This is a genomic window from Saccharopolyspora sp. NPDC003752, assembly GCF_053605825.1.
This window is the reverse complement of sequence record NZ_JBSGJZ010000062.1, coordinates 1-19,687: the sequence shown is the minus strand read 5'-3', so window position 1 is coordinate 19,687 and position 19,687 is coordinate 1. Positions and strand designations below refer to the sequence as shown.

The following is a 19,687-nucleotide window of genomic DNA, read 5'->3' as shown; positions in this document are numbered from 1 at the left end:
TCGATGGTTCTGCCCGCCCGGCAGTCCGGAGCGGGTTACTTGGTGGCGGAGTCGGCGTAGGCGGCGCGCAGTCGCCCCAGACCGGGCGAGACGTCGTGCTGGGCAGCCGAACCGCCTGACGCGCCAATACCCGCATCACTGGCCGATGCGGTGTTCTTCTTGGCGAGATAGGGCTTGCTGGTCAGCAGCGCCTCGACCGCGGCGCGCACGCTGGCACCGTCCACGGCGTAGTCGCCGCCAACCTTGACGCCGGCCAGGTCTGCCTGCGCGGCATCCGCCGGATCGTGGAACCCGAGTTCGGCCGCGACGGCGCGAGCCTCGGCGCGCACCAGGTGCGCGTGGAACTCCTGCACCGTCGCGGTGCGGGCGTCCTTCGCTGCCTTATCCATGGCCTTGTCCTGGTCGGACTTGGTCGCGTCCTGCAGCTTCTCCAGCTCGGCCCGAACCGCTTCCAGCTCGGTCTGCGCCGCCTTCGCGGTGGCACGGGCTTCCTTGGCGGCCTGGCGTTCCTTGTCGATCGCGGCCTTGCCAGCGTCGCCGAGCTTGGATTCGCCGCCCGGGTTCTGCTCAGAGCCAGCCGGGGAACCGGTCGGCGTACCGGTTGACGGTCCCTCGCCCGCGGATGCGTCCTCGGAACCGCCGGCCTGCAGGCGGATCGGTCGGCCGTCCTTGCGGTAGCCGATGATCTGCCCGGGGATTGTCGTGGTGGTGTCGGGCATCGCGCCGTCCTCCGTGGTTGATCTCGCTCTGCCGCCTCGCGCGTCAGAGCAGGTATGCGAAGCGCCGCAGCTGCCGCAGCAGCTCGACGCGGTCCCAGCCGTTCTCATCGGCCAAGCGGTAGATCTCCTCCGGCATCAGCCGCGGCGTCCGCGCTCTGGAATACCGGTCTCCCGGAATCCGCTGCATCTCGGAGGCACCGCGCCGGCGTAGCGTGCCGTCCGGCTGGATCTCGTAGCCGCCGAACAGTGCTCGCCGAGTCGTTCCGGTCGTGGTCGCGGTGACCTCGACGCCGTAGGCGTTCACGGTCGTGATGCCCTGGCGGGCGTTGACCACCTGGTTGATGTCGGCGCCGTCGCGGATCGCCTGCGCGCCAGCCACACCGAACACCTGGTCCTGCTCATTGGCGGGCAGCGACCGGAAGTAGCGGCGCGGATTCGTTGTCAGGTCGTCGGAATCCTCGGCCACCGGTACATGTCGGCAGTCGCACCGCGGGTGCCGGCGGAACGGAGTTGCCCGCCGGTAGATGCGGCCAGCGAGGATCACGCACCGGGAGCACGACGGCGGGGTGAGCATCCGGGCGTAGCCGGTGGCGTTGTTCGCCGCGACGACCGCCACGCCTTCAGCGGAGCGCCCCGCGTCCTGCACGGCGGTCATCGCTGCCGTGATCAACGTCAGCAGCGCTCGGCGCTGCGCCTCGGTCGACATCAGCCCCGCCCGCCGCGATCGGTAGTAGGTGGTCAGCGGCGCAGACGACAGCATCGCGTCGAGCGGCAGCGTCGCCTGCGCGATGCCGGCGAACGCCGACGGCGACACCTCGGCGACCGGATCCGGTTCGACGCCCTGCGCCAACAGAGCCGCGTTGACGTACTCCTGCGCATTGGTAGCGGCCACGGTCTGCGCGAGCAGCACCGCCACGGCCAGCCGCGGCGCCGCCTCGCGCCACTGCGCTGGGCCCGCGGCCGACCAAGCATCCTGCGCCCCGTCGGCGACGTCGGCAGCCAACTGCTGCTGAGCCCGGTAGTAGGCGGCGACCAGGGTCCGCAGCGGATCTCCTACCGCGGTGGTCATGGCCTACCCCTGCGGGATCGGTGCTTTGACCGCGGCGAGCGCGTCGGCCAGGTCACCCGAGGCGATCCGCGCCGCCGTACCGTTCTCGCGATCCTGCGCCATCTGCTTCCAGCGCCGCAGGTCTTGACCGGTGGCGCCCGGGATCATCTCCCGCGCCGCTTCCGGCGGCAACACCGGTTCACCGCCGACCAACTTCGTGATCGCATCGACGATCTGCCCAATCGACACTGTTTCGGTGTTGCGCCACACGGTTTGCGATTCCCAGTCGCCGGCGGTGCCGCCCTCGGCGATCGTGGCACGGCGCTGCACGTCTTCCCACGCCTCGCCGTCGGTGGTCTGCGCGTCGATGATCTTGCGGTTGAGGGTGGCCTCGGCCGCCGTCAACGCCTCGGCCGAGAGGTTCGACAGCTGGCCGAGCAGGTAGTGCGGTGGGGTTTGCGTCAGAGCCGCAGTGTGCTGCACGTGGCTGGACTGCGACTTGATGTAGTTCTCCAAATTGGACTCGGAGAACTCGAAGATCTTCGTGTCCGCGCCCGGGAAAACCCACGTGCGATCGACACCAGCCCGCGGCGGCGGGGTGATCTTCGGGTTGCCCTGCTCGTCGAGAATCGCGTTGCCGTGCTCGTCGCGCTGCACCGGGTCGTAGCCGATGATCCCGCGCTGCCGGAACGCCGCGAACCCCATCGCCAGCATCAGGTAGAACCGGGTCGTGTTGATCGAGTCCTGCAGCCGGATCATCGACTCGACCTCGGACGAGCTGTTGCCCTCGGTGTCCGGGTCGTTGAGGAACGCCACGAACGGCGCTTCGCCCAACGGATTCTTGTCCTGCTTGGTCAGCACCCAACCGCGATCGTCCGGGCCCCAACGGAACCGATAGAACGTGTCGTCGTCGTAGACGACGGCGTGCCGCAGCCGGAGGTCCGCCAGCGGCGACCGGCTCACCGTGTGCTCGCTCCACGACTTCACCGACCAGTTGGTGACGAACGGGTCGTCCGCCGACTGCTGTAACCACACCCGGCGTGGGGACTCCGGGCGGACGATCGCCGGTCGGCCGCCGCCGGCGGGCCACACGCTCACGATGCCGCGCCCGTAGATGTAGCGGTCGGAGTAGACCATTTTCTGCCGTCCGTCGAGACGGTTGGTCTGCCAGCGCTTCCATGCCCACTGGTCAGCGGCGTTTTGCTCGGCCGCGGTCAGCTCCTCCCCACGGTGGGTGCGGAAGTTGTCGACGGCGAGCCGCTGCACAGCGGTGCGCACCACGAGTTTGATCCAGTTCGCAATGGACATCTCGCGGAGCTCGTCGACTTCCTCGTTGACGCCCTCCGGGGCGTACGGCAAGTCCTGGTCGCCGTTGTAGTAGTCCCGCCACCGGTTGAACGGCCGCTCTTGCTTGCCCAAGAGGTACAAGCCCGTTTCCAGGCGATCACGTGCCGTTCGTTGGTCCATCGCGGCACCCCCAAGCTGTGTGTTTTCGCTGGTCAAGCGATGAGTAACCAGCGGGGTTGTTGGAACGATGAACACCCAGACGCTGACCGCGAAAAGCGGGCACACCCAACGCCCATCGTGTTGGTAAGGTCGCCCGACGTGACGGCAAGTACGGCTATCGCCCTCTATGCGGCAATCATTGCCACTTATGCGGCTCTCGTGTCGACGGGAATACTGGTCTGGCAGATTGCTAGCTGGCGAAGGTCGGGCCATGTCGTCCGCGTCAGAGGTACTTTTATGCAAGGTCCGGTATTTGACGACGACGGGACCTTGGTGGCATACGACTACGATTTTCTAATTGGAGTGTCTAATACTGGCCGAGAATCGATCACGATAACCGGAATTGGAATTCGGACTGATCGCCCGACTGGACAAAAAGCTCCGCACGTGCGTCGCTTATTTGCGGAACCGGTGGTTCTGGAGGGGGGTCATCAAGATCATACTGAGCTGGTGACACTTTCGTTTGACGAATTTGAACAGATTCTTTCCAGTAAGAAGCCGCGAGTGTTTGCGGAGTCCGCGGTGTCAAGGTTCGACGGAGAACGGATCGACAGTAAAACGAACCTTACGGACCTTAAGTTGTACCGGATTGATGATCCAAGTGCCCAGGACTTACCGGCGTACGACAAAAGGGCATCGGGATCGCCAGCGGAAATGAAATTTCGAACAGCGTCGGGGCCTGAAGGACCAACCGGCAAGGCCCGTTATACGGACTATATTGGCGTGTATGTCAGGTAACTGCCGGGCCTGGACGGCTAGTTGAATCCGTAGGCGACGGTCGAAACCCGGCGCCGTTCCTGCGTGCCGGCCGCGACCGCGTCGCAGCGCGCTTCGTGCGCGAGCACGGAGGTCACAGCGGCGTCGATCTTCTGGTGCCCGGATGGTTTGCCGAGGATGTAGCGCTCTCCGGGGCGCGCCACCTTGCGGGCGTTGCCCATGTGCAGCTCGGTGATCGGGCACGGGTCGTGCGTCAGCACCCCGGTCGACAGGTCGGTGACGAACCGCAGCAGCGATTCGTGCATCTGCCGGACGCGGTTGGTCGGCCACTCCATCACTCGGTCCTCGCCGTGGTCGACGGCCCAGCCCTCGATCTCGGTCTGCCAGTCGCGCGGGTCGCAGTACATGCGCTGCACCCGGTAGCGGCGGAACAGCTCGGACACCGCGGCGTGCACCTCGCTCCGCGGGATCGCCCCGCCGTGCTCGTGCGGGTTCCAGATCGTTGGTAGCGCGTCGGGCCCGTAGCACGGGGTGAACTGGTAGCCGTCGAGCGTTTCCGCCCGGATCGCCGTCCAGTCCTCCGACGACGAGCCGTCGAAACCCAACACGATCCGCGTGCCCGGAGCGACGCTGCCGACGGCCTCGCGCGATTCCCACAGCCCGTCGCGCAGCCACGTCCCGACACCGGACTTGCAGCGGTTGGCGAAGAACCGTTCGGCCTGCGCATCCTCGCCCTTGTCGAGCAGTTCGAGGATCTCCGCTTCGATGCCGTCGAGGTCGACCCACCAGGAATCGCCGTAGACGATCCGCAGGATCTTCCGGCGCTCGGCCTTGTTGCGGATCGACAGGTTGCGCGGCGCCTCGGCGTGGTCGCGGTAGATGTCGTCCACTCGCGCCTCGCCGGTCTGCTGCGCCACCGAGTTCTCTGTGGGATCCCACCCGTTCGTCGTTTCGACCGAGCGGCCACCCATGCCCGCGAGGCCGCGCCGTTGGGTATCGGCGAGCAGCTGCCCGCGGTTGGACTTCACCCAGATTCCGGTCTCGTCCTGCAGGCAGAACGTCACCGGCTGGCCGAGTCGGGACATCGCGTTCGACGTCACCGGCTCGATGAGGCCACCGCCGGGCAGGTTGATCCGCGTCAACCCGGTGTCGGGGATCAGCTCGACAAGCGGGCCTTCCTCGATCATCGGCTGCAGCGCCCGATACACGTTGTCGGTCTGGTCGTCCGAGGTCGCGGTGATCTGGATCAGCGGTGTCGCCCACGGCCGGCCGACCGGCTCGCCGTCGGCGTCCCAGCCGTCGAACAGCGCCGGGCCGACCGCCTCGGCGCAGATCAGTGCCGCGCTGAACGGGCCCTTGCCCCACTTCTGCGGCCGGACCAACTGGCTCCGTCGGTAGCGGAACGCGGTGCGTTTCTGCCCGGTCTGCGCGTCGAGCCGCAGCCGGTAGTGGAACGCCAGGAACCGCCACATCTCGTCGGTCAGCGTGTACGGCTCGCCCTTGTGGTCGCCGTCGGGCACCACACAGTGGGCCTCGATCCACTCGCCGAGGGCCCACCCCAGCGTCGGGAACTCACCCGGATGTTCCGGTCCCCTCCACGACATCGTCCGCCACCACCTTCAACCGGTCGCGCGGCGTCGCGCGCTTCCGGGCGGTCGACGCGCTCACGGATCGCTGCTCGGCGGTCTCGTCCTCGACGATCTGCCACTGAAGCCGGAGCATCGCCAACGGCGTCAGGCCGAGCCGGTCGGAGTACTGGCGGGATTCCTTGGCCGCGTCGAGGTTTCCCCACTCGGCGTCGACCTTGAACCGCACGTACTGCGCGACTTCGCGGTTGTAGCCGAGCCGTTCCCACGCCACGGCCTGCGGAGTCGCCCACAGCTCGCGCCACAGCGCCAGCTCGGCGTCTCGGACGTGCTGCGCCTTGTAGTCCAGGAACACGACTTGTTCCAACGCCTTGTTGAGCTTGCGTTTCTCGGCGGGGGTCAGGTCTTCGCGCGCCGAGAGCTCGTCGACGGTTTGCTGCGCCATCTGCAGCGACACCATCAGGTTCAGGTTCTCCGGCAGCGGCCACTCCGGCACGGGCCCCTTACGGCCTTCGGAGGGCAGCTGCATCATCGCCGGGCGAGCGTTGCGCCGGCGCGCGTTCGGGTTCGGCGGCGGTCCCATTCCAGGCACGGCGGCTCACCTCCAGAACGGCTTTCCCAGACTCGTACGCACCCGCGCCGCCCTTGGCCACGGCGGAGCGGAATTCGGGGGAAGGGGGTATCCCCCCGGGGTCGGTGTCGCGGTTGTTGATCAACGATCACTGTTCGTCGATCGACGCTCGCTTGCGCCCGTTGCACGACCGGCAGAGCACGACGAGTTCCTGCATCGGATCTCCACCTGCTGCGATCGGTGTTGGATCGTCGGCGGTCAGGTCCGTTGCGTGGTGCGGCGCTCGCTTGTAGCCGCTGCACCAGTCGCCGAACTGGGCGCGGTGTCGTCGGACCGCATCGGCTCGGTGTTGCCGCACGGCCCACGTTCGTGCTGCCTTGGTGGGCACGGTGGCGCGCTGCCCTGCCTCCCACTGGCGCACGCAGTCGCGGCATCGGCCTCGGCTTGTTGCGGTGTTCGGGCAGCCGTGGACGTTGCAGGGCCGTGCCATCCTTCGTGCCCTCCTGCACCCGAGGCGCTAACGGCCGGCGGTGGTCGCCGATGAGTAGTTGCATGCGCTGCGGTAGCGCACTGAATCGAGGGGTCCACCGTCATGCCGAGAATCCGCCACGACCATGTCGCCGACCGAGCTGCCGAGCTGGCGCCGGGCGACCTGCCTGCCCCCGGGGATGGCGGCGGGTTACGTCCGCGCAGTGGGGGGCGTAGTCGGTGGTTGATGTTCGGTGCGGGGTTCGGATCGGCCGTCGCGCTGCTCGGCGTCACGTGGGGTATCGCGTCGTGGGCGTCGAGCGGGGACCGCTTCGAGCTGCAGGGCGCGATGACGTTGACCGACGGGGCGACGAGCACGACCACGGGCTGTGCCGGATACCGCGGGTACAACGACATCACCGTGGGCGCCGGGGTCTACGTGTACGACCAGCAGGGCACGCTTGTTGCGTCGGGTCGGTTGACGCAGTCGGTGCACCGCAACGATGGGGCGTGCGTGTTCGGGTTCACCGTGCCGGATGTACCGGGTGGCCAGGATTTCTACCAGGTCGAGGTGTCGCACCGCGGCAAGGTTCCGGTCGACGAAACGACGGCCCGAGCGGGGATGACGCAGTTGACCTTGGGCGGATGACGTAGTGCCACAGGCAAGGGGTGCTACCGACTGGATTCGTTGGTGATCGGGCCGTGCCCTGCTACGTGGCGCTTCGCCAGTGGGTTCGGGCTCGGCGCACGAAGCAACTCCGACCGCGCCGGTTCGACCGAACCAATTGGTTCCCGGAAGGATGCGGGCACACTTCTACCCGCTGCAGGGTGATTTAAGCACGGTCAGCCAACGGCGGTCAACTTGGGTTGACGGTTCCGCGTGGCGACCTTCGCGAGCTGTTCGGCGCAGGTCTTGGCGTCGTACAACGGCCGACCATCCTTGTCGCGGTCGACGACGGTGCAGGCGGCACGGATGGTGTGCACGGAGCGGCCGAGTAGCCGCGCGAGGGTGGCGCGGTCGACCAAGGCGCCGCGGTTGGTGTAGCGGACGATCGGCGCGTACCGGCTCACGATGCAGACTCCGGGTTCCACTGTGGATCTGCGCCGAGGCGGGCGGCGGCGACAGACCACGGGTCGGCGTGGTCGGCGCCGTCCTGAATCTCGGCGAGGACATTGCGAAGGGTCTGCCACGCCTGCGGCTCGGTGACGCCGAGCTTGGCCGCGCGCTGCCAGAACTTCGCCTCGGTTTCCTTCGCGGCTTCCATGCTGGCGGCCATGCGGTCGTCGAACGAGGCGGCGTCGGTGAGCATGGCCTCGCAGAGCTCCAATCCCTTCCGGCGGACGCCGTCCGGGAGCGCGCCGCGGCCGGCGGCAAGGGCGAGTTCGTCGAGGAATCCAACGAACACGTACCGGTCGGCGGGTACGACTGGGGCGTGGCCAATCTGGCTTTCGGCCTGCTGTCGGCGGGACTGCTGACGGAGCGTCTCGGCGGCCTTGGTGATGAGGTCCTGCTCGGCGCGGTACTTCGCGCGCTGCTGCTCCGTGGTCACGCTGCCCCCATCATCTCGAATGCGAGCCGCTGCCCGAGGTCGAGCAACGCCAACCCATCGTAGGAGTTGCCGCAGTCCCCGCAGCGCACTGCGAGCGTGTCGGTATCGCCGACCGGCCACAGCGGGCCGCCGCAGTCCCAGCACGGGGCGAGCGGCCGGGTCGAGTTTCCGGCGAGCCGCTGCACCTGGACGTGAAGCTCGCGGATGTCGTCGGCGAGATCATCGGCCCATGGCTGCGTGGTGCACCAGTCGATGTATCCGCGTAGCCACCCGGTGCCCCTGGTGATCGTCAAGTCTCGCGACGGCGGCCGGTGGTCCGCGTCGAGCCGCAGCAACTCGGAGTGCACCCAGCCGCACAAGCGGTTCACGGTGCCGATGATGGATCGGGTGGCGTCGTCGGTGTCGTCGGGTCCGATCACGTGTCCGACGCTGCGGGGGTCGAAGGCGGCGATCACGTCGAGGTTCGCGGGTGGCCTGCTGCCGTAGCCGGGGGACCGCCGGCCACCATCGCCGCCGCGGCCGGGTGCGGCGGTGAGGGGGGCGGCGTAGTCGTCGATCTCGCGGAGCCAGCAGCGCATCCGCTCGGCGCAGGGCTCGCAGGTGTAGCGGCCGGGCTCGGCGGCGCGGGTGCAGCGATCGAGGATGCAGGGCGCGGTGTCCAGGTCGATCGTGGTCATGCGATTGCCTCCAGCGGGGCCGGGCGCTGCACGGCGGCGAGCGCGTCGGTGCGGTACTTCGGCAGGTCGAACAGCACGGGGAGGCCGAGCAGGCAGGCGCCGATCGACGCGAGCACGAGGGCATCGGCCTCGTCGCTGCCGGTGATCTCGGCGTCCGGCCAGATGCGGGCGGCGGCGACCGCGACGGCGGCCTTGTCGGCGTTGCCCTTGCCTGCGGCGAACTTCGCTCGGGTGGTTGGTGCGACTACGGCCACCGGCAGCTCGGCGTCGAGCAGGCGGCCGACGACGCGCCACCACAGCCCGTACCGGTCGACGGGGCTGCCGCCACGGGATCCGTGTGACGGGCCCTCGACCACGACCAAGTCGGCGTTGCGGCACCAGTCGCGGACCTTGTCGCCGATGCGGCGGATGCGGTCGTGCCGCTGCTGCAACGTGTCGTCGCGGTGGCCCTTGGTGGGGATAGTGCTGGTGTCGGCAACCCAGCGGCCGGCGCCGTGGGTGACGCGGGCGAGTCCGGTGCTGACAAGAGAGAGGTCGACGCCTGCGATGTTGGTCACGGGGTTGCTCCGGTTCGGGTCAGAACGGGGGTTCGTCGGTGGAGTTGCCGCCGCGGGGCGCGTTGGCCCACGGGTCGGCGGTGGGCGCGGGCTCGGGCACGCCTTGGCGGTCGATTCGCAACGTCTTGGCCATGTGGCGCTTGAGGTTCGGGCCGATGGCGTACAGGGCGAGCTCGATGGACTGGCCCTTGCTGCCGTCCTTGCGGTCGTAGTCGCGCACCGACAGCTCACCGGACACGATCACCTCGTCGCCCTTGGACAGGCTCTCGGCGATGTTCTCGGCGAACTGCTCCCACGCCTGGGCGCGGACGAACATCGAGCCGGCGTCTTCCCATTCCCCGGCGTCGGTGCGCTTGCGCTTGTTGAACACCAGCGGCACGGTCACCACGGCTTTGCCGCCGGGAGTCCAGCGCAATTCGGGGTCGGCCCACAGCCGGGCGACTTCGCCGTTGATCTTGGGCAGGGACATGGTCAGTGGTCTCCGTTCGTGAGGGCGTCCACGCGGGAGTCGTGGACGCCTGCCAGCGGTACGAATTCGCCTGCGCGGTGGCCGCGGCGGATGACGCGGGCGCAGGGGCGGCCGGGAGCGGCCTGGCAGTGAGGGCAGGCGACGGCGAGCGCCGCGTGGGTCTTCTTCGGCTTGCGCTGCCAGCCGAGCCGGTTGGCGACGGCCTCGACAGCGGACCGGACGCGCTCGGGGTCGGCGGTGCCGGTGGTGCCGGATTCGAGTTCGGCGCGCTTGGCTGCGCCGAGTTCGGCGAGCCGGGCGCGCTCGGCGGCGTCGCGGCGGGCCTGGATCCGCTTGGTCACCACCGCGGGGCCGATCCAGCTGCCGTCGAACGCGAAGTGGTCCTTCACCGCTTCCAGGGCTTCGGGGTAGGTCCACTCAGCGCGGGCGGCGGAGTCCATCCACGCGACCACGTCGGCCTCGCCGCGCTGGCGGCCGTCGTAGGCAGTGGCGACCTTGAGCACGCCGACGATCTCGTTCTGCGTGAGGCTCATGCCGCACCGCCCGGCAGCGCGCGCAGATGGGGTTCATCCGGGACCAGGAACGCGTCTAGGGCGTCGATCCGGTCCATCTTGGTGGTTTGCCCTGCGCGGGCAGGTGCGCGGCGCTCTGCGTCCTCCTGAGCGCGTCGCATCCAGTTGCGCCACGTCGCGACCCAATCGCGTTTCGTTGCGCCCTGCCCGGACTTCGCGCGCCAGTAGTCGACGAACTTGTCGGTCTCGGTTCGGCCGACGGCGGGGGTGTGCTCGCGGGCCCACGCGATCATCTCGGGGGTGACGGTGAAGTCGTCGGGGATGCGCGTAGCGCGTCCGGTGGCGCGCTTGCGCGTCTCCACGGAAGTTCCTTCGGTAGAAGGAACTTCGGGACGGGACGGGTCGGGTCGGGGGTCGCGAACGTGCTGCGAACGTTCCGCGTTCGTTCGCGGTTCGTTCGCGCGAACATCCGCATTGTTCGCGCGAACGTCGGGCGAACCGTCCTGCGCGGGTTCGGCCTGGCGGGCTGTACCGCGGGCGCGGATCTTGCGCATCCGCTCGCGGGCGTCGGCGCGCTTGGTCTCCACGTCCTCACGTGAGGGCTGGTACTCGTGCCAGCCGTGGAACCACCAGCCGGGTTCGCCTTCGTGCTCGCCGGGGGTCCACAGGCCGACGCGCACAAGCGTCGCGGCGAGCTCGTCGGCGTTCGAGCTGAGCCGACGTGCCACGTAGGAGGGCACCCACCCGTCGGTGAGCTGGTTACTCGCCCACGACCCGGCCAGCACCCACAGCCCCATCGCAGCATCGCCCGCGCGCATGGCCTTCGTGTGCGAGTGCAGCGTGTCGTCCACTTTGAACCAGGTCATTCCGTGTTCCTTGGCGGTTCGGCGCAAGCCGCAGACGGTCGCGGATGCGCGCGGTGGTGTAGGTGGTCATGCGGCAGTGGGCGGCGATCTGGGGATCGGTCCAGCCGAGGTCGTGCAGCTCGGCCACCAGGCGCTCGCGGCCGGCGGTGTCGAGCACTTCGGCGGGCTGCTCGCCGAGCAGGCACGCCCGGTAGCGCGCCCGCTCGGCGATCGGATGAGTCCGCGGATTCACGCCGCATCCCCGAGCGGTAGAGCTGGGGTCATGCCGCCGATGTCGTCGAGCAGCACCAGGCCGCGGTCATGGATTCGGACGGGGCTCTCCAGCGGGATCTGCCAGGAGTGCAGGAGCCAGCCGTGTTCGTAGGCGATGGCGCGGTGGGATTCGATCCACCCGTGGCATCCGGTGGTGCCGCTGCCGCACAGCAGGAGGAGGTTCGACGGGAGGTTCGTCGCCGGGTCCTTGCTGCCGCCCGCGCCGCGGGGACGCCGGTGGTGCACGTTGGTGCCGAGGGCGGTGCCGCAGCGCTCGCACAGCGGCCAGCCGCCCCGTTCGGCGCGATGCTTGACGACGGTGCGGGTGCGGGCGGTGAGCTGCTTGCTCATCGGCCCACCCCGGTCTCGACGCCGTACATCAGCCGCACCGACGCGCCGACGGACTGCCAGGCGCGCAGCTCGGACTCAACGGCGCGGGCGGTGCGCTCGGCGTACCGGAACGCGACCTCGGCGGTCTCCGCCGCTTCGCGCTCCGCTTGGGTCGCCAGCTCAGCGGCGTACTTCTTCTCATGCGCCGGGCCCTGGTGGTCGAGGTAGGCGCGTGCGTGCGCGGCTTCGTACTCCCGCCGCTTCCGCTTCGCCTCGCTCTCGGCGTCCGTGGTGACCTTGACCCCGTCGTGGATCCGCTCGGAGCACTTGCGGATCGCCTGCTCGATCTCCACCGGGTTCAACGGCGCGTTGTGCTCGCTCACGCTGCATCCCCGTCCGGCTGGCAGGCGATCCACACGCGGTTGCGGGACGCGCGGCGTTCCCGGCGGCAGCTGCGGTACTCCCCAGCGGCCACGATCACCCGCTGCGCGGCGGCGACACCGATCACCGACGGCAGCAGGTTCGGCCGGTCACCGTCGGGATCCCCGGCGGCGGCGCGCAGGTCGTCGGCGGTGAACGGCGTGCGGGCGGCGACGAACTCGGCGAGCGCGGTTTCGAGGCGGTGCCGGTAGTCGCGGTGGCCGGCGGTGGCCGCCGCGAGTGCGGCGGCCTGCCCCTCGTGCCGGTCGGCGTAGCCGAGTGCGAGCTGTGCGGCGCTCACCGTCGCACCTCCACATCGAGCGTGGCGGGCGGCTCGAACCCGACCGGTCGACCGTGCGCATGGCGGGCGTGCCAGTCGTGCAGGAGTTCCCACACGTCGTCGCCTGCGTCCCACGCGTTGCCGAGCCGTTCGGCGATCCGGCGAGCGCGGTCCGGTGCGACCTGCTCCAACTCGGCCATGAGCGCGACGATGGCCAATGCGTTGACGGGAACCAGGGCCCGCAGCAGGTCGCGGGCGGTTTCCAACGAGACGTTCTCGGCGTAGTGGAGATCGAGCGCTTTCGTTCCGCTGCGCAGGAAATCGCCGATGATCGCGCTCGGCGTGTTCGGTGAGGGCTTCACTGATTCCCCCCGTTGCTGCGGCGCATGGTGCGCTTCGGTTCGAGGTGCTTGAGGTAGTCGCGCAGGGTCGATTCGTCGGCGCTGGTGAAGTCGCCGCCCTTGCTCCACGCGGTGAAGTTCTCCGCAAGCGACCGGTAGTCGTCGCCGTGGATCCAGCCGCGTTCTTCGGCTTTCGCCCAGACCGTGCGCCTGAGTTCCAACTGCCGAGCCGAACCCCGGCCGTTGATTTCCTCGGCCGAGGCGATGCCGCGCCGGGTGTCGGCGGCGAGCGCGGCGACGATTGCCCGCCCCCACGCCGAGGTTTCCGCGTTCTGCAACTCGGCGTCCTTGGTGTAGTCGTCGCGGCCGGGGAACGGCTCGTAGGCCATACCGATGCCCGGCAGCTGGTCATGGGGCGACCGGTATGCGGCGGCCACAACGACGATGTAGATCTGCTCGCCGAGCTGCTCGATCCGGTACGGCACCGCAGGGTCGGCGGGCCGCAGCGAGCCGGCCGGGTACTGCGCCCGGAACTCGCGGATTCGGGTCGCGACGTCGTTGTAGGTCTCGGCGTCGAAATCCGTGCTCACGCGGCATCACCCACCGGCGGCACCAGCGGGGCACCGAGCAGCTTTTCCAGCTTGCGGCCCTGGACGTTGGACACGTAGTTGGCCTGCGCCGCGAGGTAGGCGGCGAACGCGTTGTCGTCGGCCTGCACCGGGATCAGCGCGTAGTCGTCGGGTTGGATGTGCAGGATGAACACCCGATCGACCGGGATCATCGGCTGCTCGTCGCCGTTGGCGTCAAGGTAGATCTCGGCGCGGCGGTAGGCGACGCATTGCAACGCGTACTCGCCGTAGATTCCGCCGCTGGTCTTGTAGTCCACCAGCGCCCGGCCGATGCCGGGGATGTCCTGGATCGAGTCGAGCGTGCCCGCGTAGTTGTGCGTGCGGTTGGCGACCGTCAGTTCTTCGTGGACAGTCGTCGGGTTGAAATCCTCGATGTAGGCCGCGTATCCGCGCACGTAGGGTTCGAGGTGTTCGGGCACCTCGATCACGTCGCCCTGGATGTAGCGCTCGGCCAGCTTGTGCACGTCGGTGCCGCGCACCGCGGCCTCGTTGCGACGCTGGTTCGGCAGTTCCTTCAGGTAGCTGATCGCGGGGCCGTTGCCGTCCCTGTCGATCATCCGCTTGAGATCCCAGACGTTCTCCACCGCATGCTTGGCCACCAGCCGGGCCGCCCAGCGCTTCAGCGCGTCGTCCTTCGGGATGCCCTTCAACGCGGTGGTGACGCCGATCGCCCACCGGCCGTCGATCTTGTAGCGGTGGTAGTTGGGGTAGTCCACTCGCACGATGCCCCGCACGAGCCGTTGGCGGGGGCTGGTCTTGGTCATGCTCGGATGTCCTTTCGCGGCGCAAGGGCGCAGTGGAGGGGGTCGGGGGTGGTGCACAGCGGGCAGACGATCCGGGCCGGGGCGCGGCCGTCGAGGGGCTGCACCTCGACGGCCCGGTGGCCGTCGCACAGCGGGCAGGCGGGCGGCTGCGCGAACGTCACGATCAACGCGGTCACGGGGCCACCACCGGGGTCTCGTCGAGGGCCCGCACGGTGGCGCAGGGCCACGGGATCGGGTCCTCGTAGGTGTCGACCCCGCACGCGGTGCAATCGCCGTCGCCGTCGGGCTGGTGGGTGCGGCGCACGGCGGCGAGCGCGGCGCGCAGCCGGTCGACTTCGGCCACCAACCAGTCGACGTCGGCCCTGCTGTGCTCGATGAACGTCGCGTCGGGGTTGCGGAACCCGGTGATGTCGGCCCGGTAGACGCGCCGGTCGATGCGGCTGGTGGCGGTCGGGCCGACCTCGAAGCGGGCGAGCTGGTCAGCGTCGACCATGAGCCCGGACCCGCCGAAGTCGTGCCAACCATCGGGGTTCGGGCGGAAGGTGCGGCCGTCGGCGAAGCGGGGGCGAGCGGACTGCATGCCCCAGCGGGCGAAGTCCATCACGATCTGCCTGCCCCAGTACTTCGTGGACAGGTAGACGTTCCGGGCGTCGGTGTTGCCGAACCAGCCCCACGGGCCGGTTGTCGCCTTGGCGGCTCGGGCCTTGATCTCGTCGAGTCGGTCGCTCATGCCGCACCACCGCTGGCGAGAACCGTGCTCTTGTACTCGTCCTCGGCGTACTCCCGCCACAGGGCCCGCAACGTGGCCTCGTCACGCCAGGTCCGAACCTGCAAGGTGACCTGGTCGCCGCGTCCTTCGAAGCTGAACAGCAGGTCATCGCCGTGGAGTTCACGCAGGCCGTCGAGGATCTTGCAGACCGCGGTCGACGTGCCGCCCGTGATCATGTCGATGGTCACCGGCAGCTCGATCAGGGTCCGGTACAGCTGGTGGTCCCGGTACCGGAAGTGCTTCGAGGTGGCGAACCGCTTCTTCAGCTCGGGCAGCGGCACGTTCTGTCCGGCGTCCACGATCCGGTCGAAGGTGGCGAGCACCTCGTTGCTGATGGATTCGGTGGTGGTCATCGGGTCACCTCGGCGAGATCGGCGGGAACGGCGGGCGTGGCGGTGGGGTTGGCGGGGAGCGGGCACGGGCGCAGGCGCAGGTCGACGTGCACCACGTGGCGGTCTGTGTCGACCCAGCGGGCGGGGTGGGCGCAGACGGCGCACGGGGTGCCCAGCAGCGGCAGCAGCACCGGGGCGGGCGCGGGGGCGGTCACCGGGTCACCTCCGGCTCGGCGGCGCGTTGGGCCTGCTCGGCGAGGTAGTCGGCGACGAGCGCGGCGTGGCGCGGCATGAGCCCGAGCGGCTGCGTGGGGTCCTCGACGATGTGGGCGAGGAACGCGATCAGCACACCGAGGCTTCGTCCGTACTGTCCGGGGTTGGCGGTCTTGGCGTCGCCACCAGCGGCACGCAGGCGGGCGACGAGAGCCTGTCGGTTGGCGACCTGCTCCGGGGTCAGCGGCTCGGCGGCGGTCTGCTCGGCCGCGGTAGCCGCGGGCTCAGCGGGCGCGGTCTGCCGGATGGCGTCGACGAGCGCGATCGTGGCGTGCACGTGCGCCTCGGTGACCCACCGGTCTGTCCGGTCCCCGTCGGTGAGCAGCTGTTCGGCCTTGGCGCGGTGGTCGATCATCGGGTCACCTCCGCGAGCTGGTCGGCGATCCGCAGCCGCGCCGCCGCGTGGTACGTGCAGAACGCGCGGCCGACGTAGCCGCGCAGCTCCCACACCCCGGGCGTGGCGCACGAGTTCCAGGCGCCGCCGTTGCAGGGCCGGCCGGGCATCGCGAGCCAGGCGCGGTTGTCCTGCTCGACCAAGTCGTGGTCGGCGCGGGCACGGGATTCGGTGTGCATGCCCAACGCCACCAGCAGGGTGGGCGAGGCGTCGGTTCGTTCGGCGTCGGTTTCCGGCGGGATAGGCTTCGTTGCAGCCATTGAGAGTTCCGTTCTCTCGTGGTGAGCGGGGCGCCGCGCTCTTGGCGGGGAGCGGCGGCCCGCGTTTCTGTTGGGGGAATCAGGCGTGGGCGAGTCGCCGCGGGCGGGCGGGTGCCTCGCCTGCCATCCACCGGTCGGCGTCGTCGCGGCGCACGCGGTAGCAGGCGTGCGGTTTCGGCTGGGCGCCCCGCAGTCCGCTTCGGCCGTCGGTGCGCTGGTACTCGCGGAGCGCGCGCAACACGGTGTCCTTGTGGCGGCGGGTGTAGTCGGCCGTCTCGCGAACGGTCATCCACGGCGAGGGAACTGCGGCGGCGCCGTCGACGCGCGGATTGGTCGGCCGGGGCGGCGGGATCGGGTGCGTCGGCACCGGGCCCTTGGTCGGGTGGGCGTCGCCGGTCATGCCGCGCCGACCTTGGGCCGGGCCATCACCTGGTCAATGTCGACGCCCAGGTGGTTGGCGATCCGGTACAAAGTCTCAACGGCGGCGGTGTTGGTCCCGGTCTCGATCCCGTAGAGGTGCTTGTAGGAGACGCCGACAGCGGCGGCGAAGTCGCTTCGGTTGACGCCGCGCTGCTCGCGGAGTGTCCGGATATTGGTGCCTCGGGGGTCTGCCATGAGGACAACATAGGACACCATGGGAGACTCAGCAAGAAATTAGAGGACAGTTTCACGGTTGGGGTTGAACTGGAGAAGATAGAGGAGGTAAGAAGAACCTAGAAGAACCCACCCGAGGAGGACAGGTGCGGTACCTGACGAGACAGAAGCGTCGCCGACCCCCCTGCCGCGTGGACAGCACTAGACCGATAAGGCATGCTTCGGACATGCCCGGAAGAGACTGGAAGAGACTTGCGGACTACGTCACCCGCGCACGCGTCGACGCCGGATTCCGGGCGCGCCGTAGTTTCGCCGAGCACATCGGTGTCTCAGACAAGACGCTTCAGCGACTGGAGCTGAAGCACGAGCCCGTCAGCCCAACCGTGCAGGCGTCCATTGAACGCGGGCTCGACTGGCCCCCCGGCAGCGTACGGGCCGTACTCGAAGGTGCCGAGCCGATCGAGCAGGCGCAGTCGGCGCCGGCGCCCGTTGATCCAGCAGAGGCGGCGGAGGAGTTCCGCGAGAACCTGCGCCGGGACTTCAACGAGCTCATGGCGCGCGTCGACCAGTTCATCGAGCAGCAGCGGCGCTCCGGGTAAGTGACCACTTCGGACTACCGTTCGCTTAGGGCCGATCGAGGCTTTTGCAACGATTTGGCGTAGTCATTCGACTACCAGGCGTAGACCATTACGCCTAAAAGGACGTCGAATGACCCGAGTGGATGATCAGCGTTGGCTGGTCGAGCTGAAGCAGATGCGCGACCGCATCGACGCGGAGATCTCCCGAATCGAGCAGGAGCAACGAGCCCGCGATGAACGCAAGCACAGCTGGCAGCTCATCAAAGGTGGACTGCTCACCGTTGTACTGCTGACCCTCAGCGGCGCGGTCTGGGCGCTGCGCCAGCTGCGGGACCACACGGCGGCCTTCGCGTTGACGGCGGCGACGGCATCCACCGGCGTGGTGGTCATGGCCATCGTGCTGGTTCCGGCGACCGAACGAGATGCCCGCGGCGAGTCGCCACCCCAGCCGCACAAGACACGAGTCCTGCCGACGCCGGGACCACGCGAGACCGAAGTCACGACACTCACGCCGACGGCACCCCAGCCATCAAGCACGCCGGACACCACGACGAGCACGCCGGCCACGTTGAGCAGCGAGCCCGAGCCGCCATCAGCGCCACCCGATTCAGCCACGAGCGCGCCGGCCACGTCGAACACGCGAGAGCAGCCAAGCACCACCCCGACCAACACCACAGAACCAAGTCCGACGGAGCGCTCCAACGACGACGAGGCGGAGCGCCTCGACGACAGCAAGCACGACCAGGGCAAGCCACACGAAAAGGACCGATGCCTACGGGTGCGACCACACCCCGGAGTAGACCCGCACGCCTGCCTGTCCGCAGTGGGCAGGGTGCGACGAACAACGATCTAAGGAGGCGATATGGCCTGGGCTGACCCGTTACCGGGCGGCGGATACCGCGGCGGATACCGCGACTCGGCCGGGAAAAAGCAGTACGTCAAGGATCCCGCGACCGGGCGAACGAAGAAGTTCACGCGGAAGAAGGACGCACGGGACGCCGCGAAGGAGAAGGAAGTCGAGGCATCCCGGAAGGCCGCCATCGATCACGGCCAGGAATCCGCACGCATCACGTGGGGCGACTGGTGGGACAGGATCACAGAAGGCCGGTACACGGGGCTGTCGGACACCGAAGCTACGGAGCGCTGTCTGGTCAAGAAGTACGTCCGCCCAAAGTGGGGGGATGTGCAGTTGAACAAGATCACGACCAAAGGCAGCCCGGACAAGGGTATTCAGGAATGGGTGGACGATATCGCAGCTGGCCGGATCGACGGCTGGAAGCTCGACAGGCCGCCGGCGCCCAGTTACGTACATCGGATCTATGCCGTGTTCCAAGGATCGATGACGACAGCGAAGGAGAAGGGTGTTCTAACGGCGTCCCCATGTATGGGCGTCAAGCTCCCCAAGCGCACTAAGCGGGCGAAGCCGTACCTTGCATCGGACAATGCGGAGAAGATGGGCGAGTTCCTGCGTGGAGACTACCGCGACGCAGTGGACTTCGGACTCGAAACGGGACTCCGCCCAGGCGAACTATGCGGTCTGCATGTGCATTACGTCGACCGGGAACGCGGCTGGATGCTCGTTTGCGAAGTCATGGTGGCGCGGCGCGGCGTCATCCGCCCGTACCCCAAGGATGAGGACATGCGCGCGGTGCCCCTGACGCCCAAAGCGATCGTGATCCTGGACCGTCAGCTCGACGGCCGCAACCTCACTGGCGGCTGCGGGCTTGAACATACCGACGCGACCACGTGCTCGAGCGCGTTAGTGTTCATCTCCAAGCGGGGGCGGCCCATGCGTCCCGATAGCGTCGGGCGATGCATGCGGCTGGCGGCGGAAAAGGCGAAAGTGCCTAGGGTGTCGATGTATGCGGGTCGCCGCGGTTTCGCGACGCGCGCGGCGGAGGGCGGGCTCGACGTGTTCGCCCTCGCTGAGGCGATGGGGCACGCGGACATCAGGCAGACCAAGGAGTACGTACAGCAGACTCCCGCCGCCAGAGAGCGGCTGATCGCTGCTCTCGGCCAGGCTCCGCCGCTGATCCTGATCCATGGGGCAGCTGGGGCAGATTCTGGGGCAGACCTCGACCAGCAGGCGACTTCAGATGTCGTGATCGAGGCCGAAGAAAACGCGGGCTGACCTGCTACATTGCAGCCAGACGCCGTGATTCATCTTCAAACGCCAAAATTCGGAAAACCGCAGGTCAAAGCGCTGACGCAACATTGCTGATGTT

Annotated in this window: 33 protein-coding genes; 5 read left to right on the top strand and 28 right to left on the bottom strand. The window is 68.6% G+C overall.

What is annotated here, in order from left to right; genetic code table 11:
* Positions 1-35: 35 nt before the first annotated feature.
* From ACWEV3_RS40945 to ACWEV3_RS40935, 3 genes are read right to left on the bottom strand one after another with little or no spacing between them, the layout of a single operon-like run.
* Entirely contained in the window at positions 36-719 is a 684-nt protein-coding gene (locus ACWEV3_RS40945) for a hypothetical protein (protein ID WP_452619069.1), read from the bottom strand.
* A gap of 43 nt (positions 720-762) precedes the next feature.
* Positions 763-1,788 carry a VG15 protein gene (locus ACWEV3_RS40940; protein WP_452619068.1) on the bottom strand — a complete coding sequence of 342 codons (1,026 nt, stop codon included), beginning with the start codon at positions 1,786-1,788 and terminating at the stop codon, positions 763-765.
* 3 nt (positions 1,789-1,791) lie between these two features.
* On the bottom strand, positions 1,792-3,234 hold the full coding sequence (locus ACWEV3_RS40935; protein ID WP_452619067.1) for a phage portal protein: 1,443 nt from the start codon (positions 3,232-3,234) through the stop codon (positions 1,792-1,794).
* Positions 3,235-3,372: 138 nt separating this feature from the next.
* Here ACWEV3_RS40935 and ACWEV3_RS40930 point away from each other — a divergent pair, with 138 nt between their 5' ends.
* Complete coding sequence (locus ACWEV3_RS40930) at positions 3,373-4,011, top strand: hypothetical protein (protein WP_452619066.1); 639 nt, start codon at positions 3,373-3,375, stop codon at positions 4,009-4,011.
* A 17-nt stretch (positions 4,012-4,028) separates the two neighbouring features.
* On the opposite strand, the gene ACWEV3_RS40925 is transcribed toward ACWEV3_RS40930, so the two are convergent.
* From ACWEV3_RS40925 to ACWEV3_RS40915, 3 genes are all read right to left on the bottom strand, one after another.
* A complete protein-coding gene (locus tag ACWEV3_RS40925; protein ID WP_452619065.1) occupies positions 4,029-5,594 on the bottom strand; it encodes a hypothetical protein in 1,566 nt (521 codons plus the stop codon).
* Entirely contained in the window at positions 5,563-6,168 is a 606-nt protein-coding gene (locus tag ACWEV3_RS40920; RefSeq protein WP_452619064.1) for a hypothetical protein, read from the bottom strand. The genes ACWEV3_RS40925 and ACWEV3_RS40920 overlap by 32 nt, the downstream gene beginning before the upstream one ends.
* Positions 6,169-6,295: 127 nt before the next feature.
* On the bottom strand, positions 6,296-6,505 hold the full coding sequence (locus tag ACWEV3_RS40915) for a hypothetical protein (RefSeq protein WP_452619063.1): 210 nt from the start codon (positions 6,503-6,505) through the stop codon (positions 6,296-6,298).
* Positions 6,506-6,862: 357 nt separating this feature from the next.
* Between ACWEV3_RS40915 and ACWEV3_RS40910 the strand changes: the two genes are divergently transcribed.
* Positions 6,863-7,264 carry a hypothetical protein gene (locus ACWEV3_RS40910; protein ID WP_452619062.1) on the top strand — a complete coding sequence of 134 codons (402 nt, stop codon included), beginning with the start codon at positions 6,863-6,865 and terminating at the stop codon, positions 7,262-7,264.
* Positions 7,265-7,458: 194 nt separating this feature from the next.
* Here the strand turns inward: ACWEV3_RS40910 and ACWEV3_RS40905 are convergent, their stop codons facing one another.
* The 22 genes from ACWEV3_RS40905 to ACWEV3_RS40800 form a co-directional block, all read right to left on the bottom strand.
* Positions 7,459-7,686, bottom strand: a complete 228-nt coding sequence (locus ACWEV3_RS40905; protein ID WP_452619061.1) for a hypothetical protein — start codon at positions 7,684-7,686, stop codon at positions 7,459-7,461.
* The gene (locus ACWEV3_RS40900; RefSeq protein WP_452619060.1) at positions 7,683-8,165 is read right to left on the bottom strand and encodes a hypothetical protein; all 483 of its coding nucleotides are present in this window, start codon (positions 8,163-8,165) and stop codon (positions 7,683-7,685) included. Before ACWEV3_RS40900 ends, ACWEV3_RS40905 begins: the two co-directional genes overlap by 4 nt.
* Positions 8,162-8,842: a hypothetical protein gene (locus tag ACWEV3_RS40895; protein WP_452619059.1), complete on the bottom strand. Its 681-nt coding sequence runs from the start codon at positions 8,840-8,842 to the stop codon at positions 8,162-8,164. The genes ACWEV3_RS40900 and ACWEV3_RS40895 overlap by 4 nt, the downstream gene beginning before the upstream one ends.
* Complete coding sequence (locus tag ACWEV3_RS40890) at positions 8,839-9,399, bottom strand: hypothetical protein (RefSeq protein ID WP_452619058.1); 561 nt, start codon at positions 9,397-9,399, stop codon at positions 8,839-8,841. The genes ACWEV3_RS40895 and ACWEV3_RS40890 overlap by 4 nt, the downstream gene beginning before the upstream one ends.
* Before the next feature lie 19 nt (positions 9,400-9,418).
* Entirely contained in the window at positions 9,419-9,868 is a 450-nt protein-coding gene (ssb, locus tag ACWEV3_RS40885; protein WP_452619057.1) for a single-stranded DNA-binding protein, read from the bottom strand.
* 2 nt (positions 9,869-9,870) lie between these two features.
* Positions 9,871-10,401: a zinc finger domain-containing protein gene (locus ACWEV3_RS40880; RefSeq protein WP_452619056.1), complete on the bottom strand. Its 531-nt coding sequence runs from the start codon at positions 10,399-10,401 to the stop codon at positions 9,871-9,873.
* Positions 10,398-11,231, bottom strand: a complete 834-nt coding sequence (locus ACWEV3_RS40875; RefSeq protein WP_452619055.1) for a hypothetical protein — start codon at positions 11,229-11,231, stop codon at positions 10,398-10,400. Before ACWEV3_RS40875 ends, ACWEV3_RS40880 begins: the two co-directional genes overlap by 4 nt.
* Complete coding sequence (locus ACWEV3_RS40870) at positions 11,140-11,478, bottom strand: hypothetical protein (protein ID WP_452619054.1); 339 nt, start codon at positions 11,476-11,478, stop codon at positions 11,140-11,142. Before ACWEV3_RS40870 ends, ACWEV3_RS40875 begins: the two co-directional genes overlap by 92 nt.
* Entirely contained in the window at positions 11,475-11,849 is a 375-nt protein-coding gene (locus ACWEV3_RS40865; protein WP_452619053.1) for a hypothetical protein, read from the bottom strand. The genes ACWEV3_RS40870 and ACWEV3_RS40865 overlap by 4 nt, the downstream gene beginning before the upstream one ends.
* A complete protein-coding gene (locus ACWEV3_RS40860; RefSeq protein WP_452619052.1) occupies positions 11,846-12,211 on the bottom strand; it encodes a hypothetical protein in 366 nt (121 codons plus the stop codon). Before ACWEV3_RS40860 ends, ACWEV3_RS40865 begins: the two co-directional genes overlap by 4 nt.
* Positions 12,208-12,549 carry a hypothetical protein gene (locus ACWEV3_RS40855; protein ID WP_452619051.1) on the bottom strand — a complete coding sequence of 114 codons (342 nt, stop codon included), beginning with the start codon at positions 12,547-12,549 and terminating at the stop codon, positions 12,208-12,210. The genes ACWEV3_RS40860 and ACWEV3_RS40855 overlap by 4 nt, the downstream gene beginning before the upstream one ends.
* Positions 12,546-12,890 carry a hypothetical protein gene (locus tag ACWEV3_RS40850; RefSeq protein ID WP_452619050.1) on the bottom strand — a complete coding sequence of 115 codons (345 nt, stop codon included), beginning with the start codon at positions 12,888-12,890 and terminating at the stop codon, positions 12,546-12,548. The genes ACWEV3_RS40855 and ACWEV3_RS40850 overlap by 4 nt, the downstream gene beginning before the upstream one ends.
* Entirely contained in the window at positions 12,887-13,459 is a 573-nt protein-coding gene (locus ACWEV3_RS40845; protein ID WP_452619049.1) for a hypothetical protein, read from the bottom strand. Before ACWEV3_RS40845 ends, ACWEV3_RS40850 begins: the two co-directional genes overlap by 4 nt.
* A complete protein-coding gene (locus ACWEV3_RS40840; protein ID WP_452619048.1) occupies positions 13,456-14,262 on the bottom strand; it encodes a hypothetical protein in 807 nt (268 codons plus the stop codon). Before ACWEV3_RS40840 ends, ACWEV3_RS40845 begins: the two co-directional genes overlap by 4 nt.
* On the bottom strand, positions 14,259-14,438 hold the full coding sequence (locus tag ACWEV3_RS40835; protein ID WP_452619047.1) for a hypothetical protein: 180 nt from the start codon (positions 14,436-14,438) through the stop codon (positions 14,259-14,261). The genes ACWEV3_RS40840 and ACWEV3_RS40835 overlap by 4 nt, the downstream gene beginning before the upstream one ends.
* A complete protein-coding gene (locus ACWEV3_RS40830) occupies positions 14,435-14,992 on the bottom strand; it encodes a hypothetical protein (RefSeq protein ID WP_452619046.1) in 558 nt (185 codons plus the stop codon). Before ACWEV3_RS40830 ends, ACWEV3_RS40835 begins: the two co-directional genes overlap by 4 nt.
* The gene (locus tag ACWEV3_RS40825; RefSeq protein ID WP_452619045.1) at positions 14,989-15,384 is read right to left on the bottom strand and encodes a hypothetical protein; all 396 of its coding nucleotides are present in this window, start codon (positions 15,382-15,384) and stop codon (positions 14,989-14,991) included. The genes ACWEV3_RS40830 and ACWEV3_RS40825 overlap by 4 nt, the downstream gene beginning before the upstream one ends.
* Entirely contained in the window at positions 15,381-15,578 is a 198-nt protein-coding gene (locus tag ACWEV3_RS40820; RefSeq protein WP_452619044.1) for a hypothetical protein, read from the bottom strand. The genes ACWEV3_RS40825 and ACWEV3_RS40820 overlap by 4 nt, the downstream gene beginning before the upstream one ends.
* Positions 15,575-15,991, bottom strand: coding sequence for a hypothetical protein (locus tag ACWEV3_RS40815; RefSeq protein WP_452619043.1), 417 nt, complete (start codon positions 15,989-15,991; stop codon positions 15,575-15,577). Before ACWEV3_RS40815 ends, ACWEV3_RS40820 begins: the two co-directional genes overlap by 4 nt.
* Positions 15,988-16,290 (bottom strand): hypothetical protein, encoded by a 303-nt coding sequence (locus ACWEV3_RS40810; RefSeq protein WP_452619042.1) that lies wholly within the window; start codon positions 16,288-16,290, stop codon positions 15,988-15,990. Before ACWEV3_RS40810 ends, ACWEV3_RS40815 begins: the two co-directional genes overlap by 4 nt.
* A gap of 79 nt (positions 16,291-16,369) precedes the next feature.
* A complete protein-coding gene (locus ACWEV3_RS40805) occupies positions 16,370-16,690 on the bottom strand; it encodes a hypothetical protein (protein ID WP_452619041.1) in 321 nt (106 codons plus the stop codon).
* Positions 16,687-16,905, bottom strand: coding sequence for a helix-turn-helix domain-containing protein (locus ACWEV3_RS40800; protein WP_452619040.1), 219 nt, complete (start codon positions 16,903-16,905; stop codon positions 16,687-16,689). The genes ACWEV3_RS40805 and ACWEV3_RS40800 overlap by 4 nt, the downstream gene beginning before the upstream one ends.
* Before the next feature lie 206 nt (positions 16,906-17,111).
* On the opposite strand from ACWEV3_RS40800, the gene ACWEV3_RS40795 reads away from it, so the two are divergent.
* The 3 genes from ACWEV3_RS40795 (at position 17,112) to ACWEV3_RS40785 (ending at position 19,593) form a co-directional block, all read left to right on the top strand.
* Positions 17,112-17,483 (top strand): hypothetical protein, encoded by a 372-nt coding sequence (locus ACWEV3_RS40795; RefSeq protein WP_452619039.1) that lies wholly within the window; start codon positions 17,112-17,114, stop codon positions 17,481-17,483.
* Between the two features lie 109 nt (positions 17,484-17,592).
* Positions 17,593-18,315 carry a hypothetical protein gene (locus ACWEV3_RS40790; RefSeq protein ID WP_452619038.1) on the top strand — a complete coding sequence of 241 codons (723 nt, stop codon included), beginning with the start codon at positions 17,593-17,595 and terminating at the stop codon, positions 18,313-18,315.
* 9 nt (positions 18,316-18,324) lie between these two features.
* Complete coding sequence (locus tag ACWEV3_RS40785) at positions 18,325-19,593, top strand: tyrosine-type recombinase/integrase (RefSeq protein ID WP_452619037.1); 1,269 nt, start codon at positions 18,325-18,327, stop codon at positions 19,591-19,593.
* Positions 19,594-19,687 lie beyond the last annotated feature (94 nt).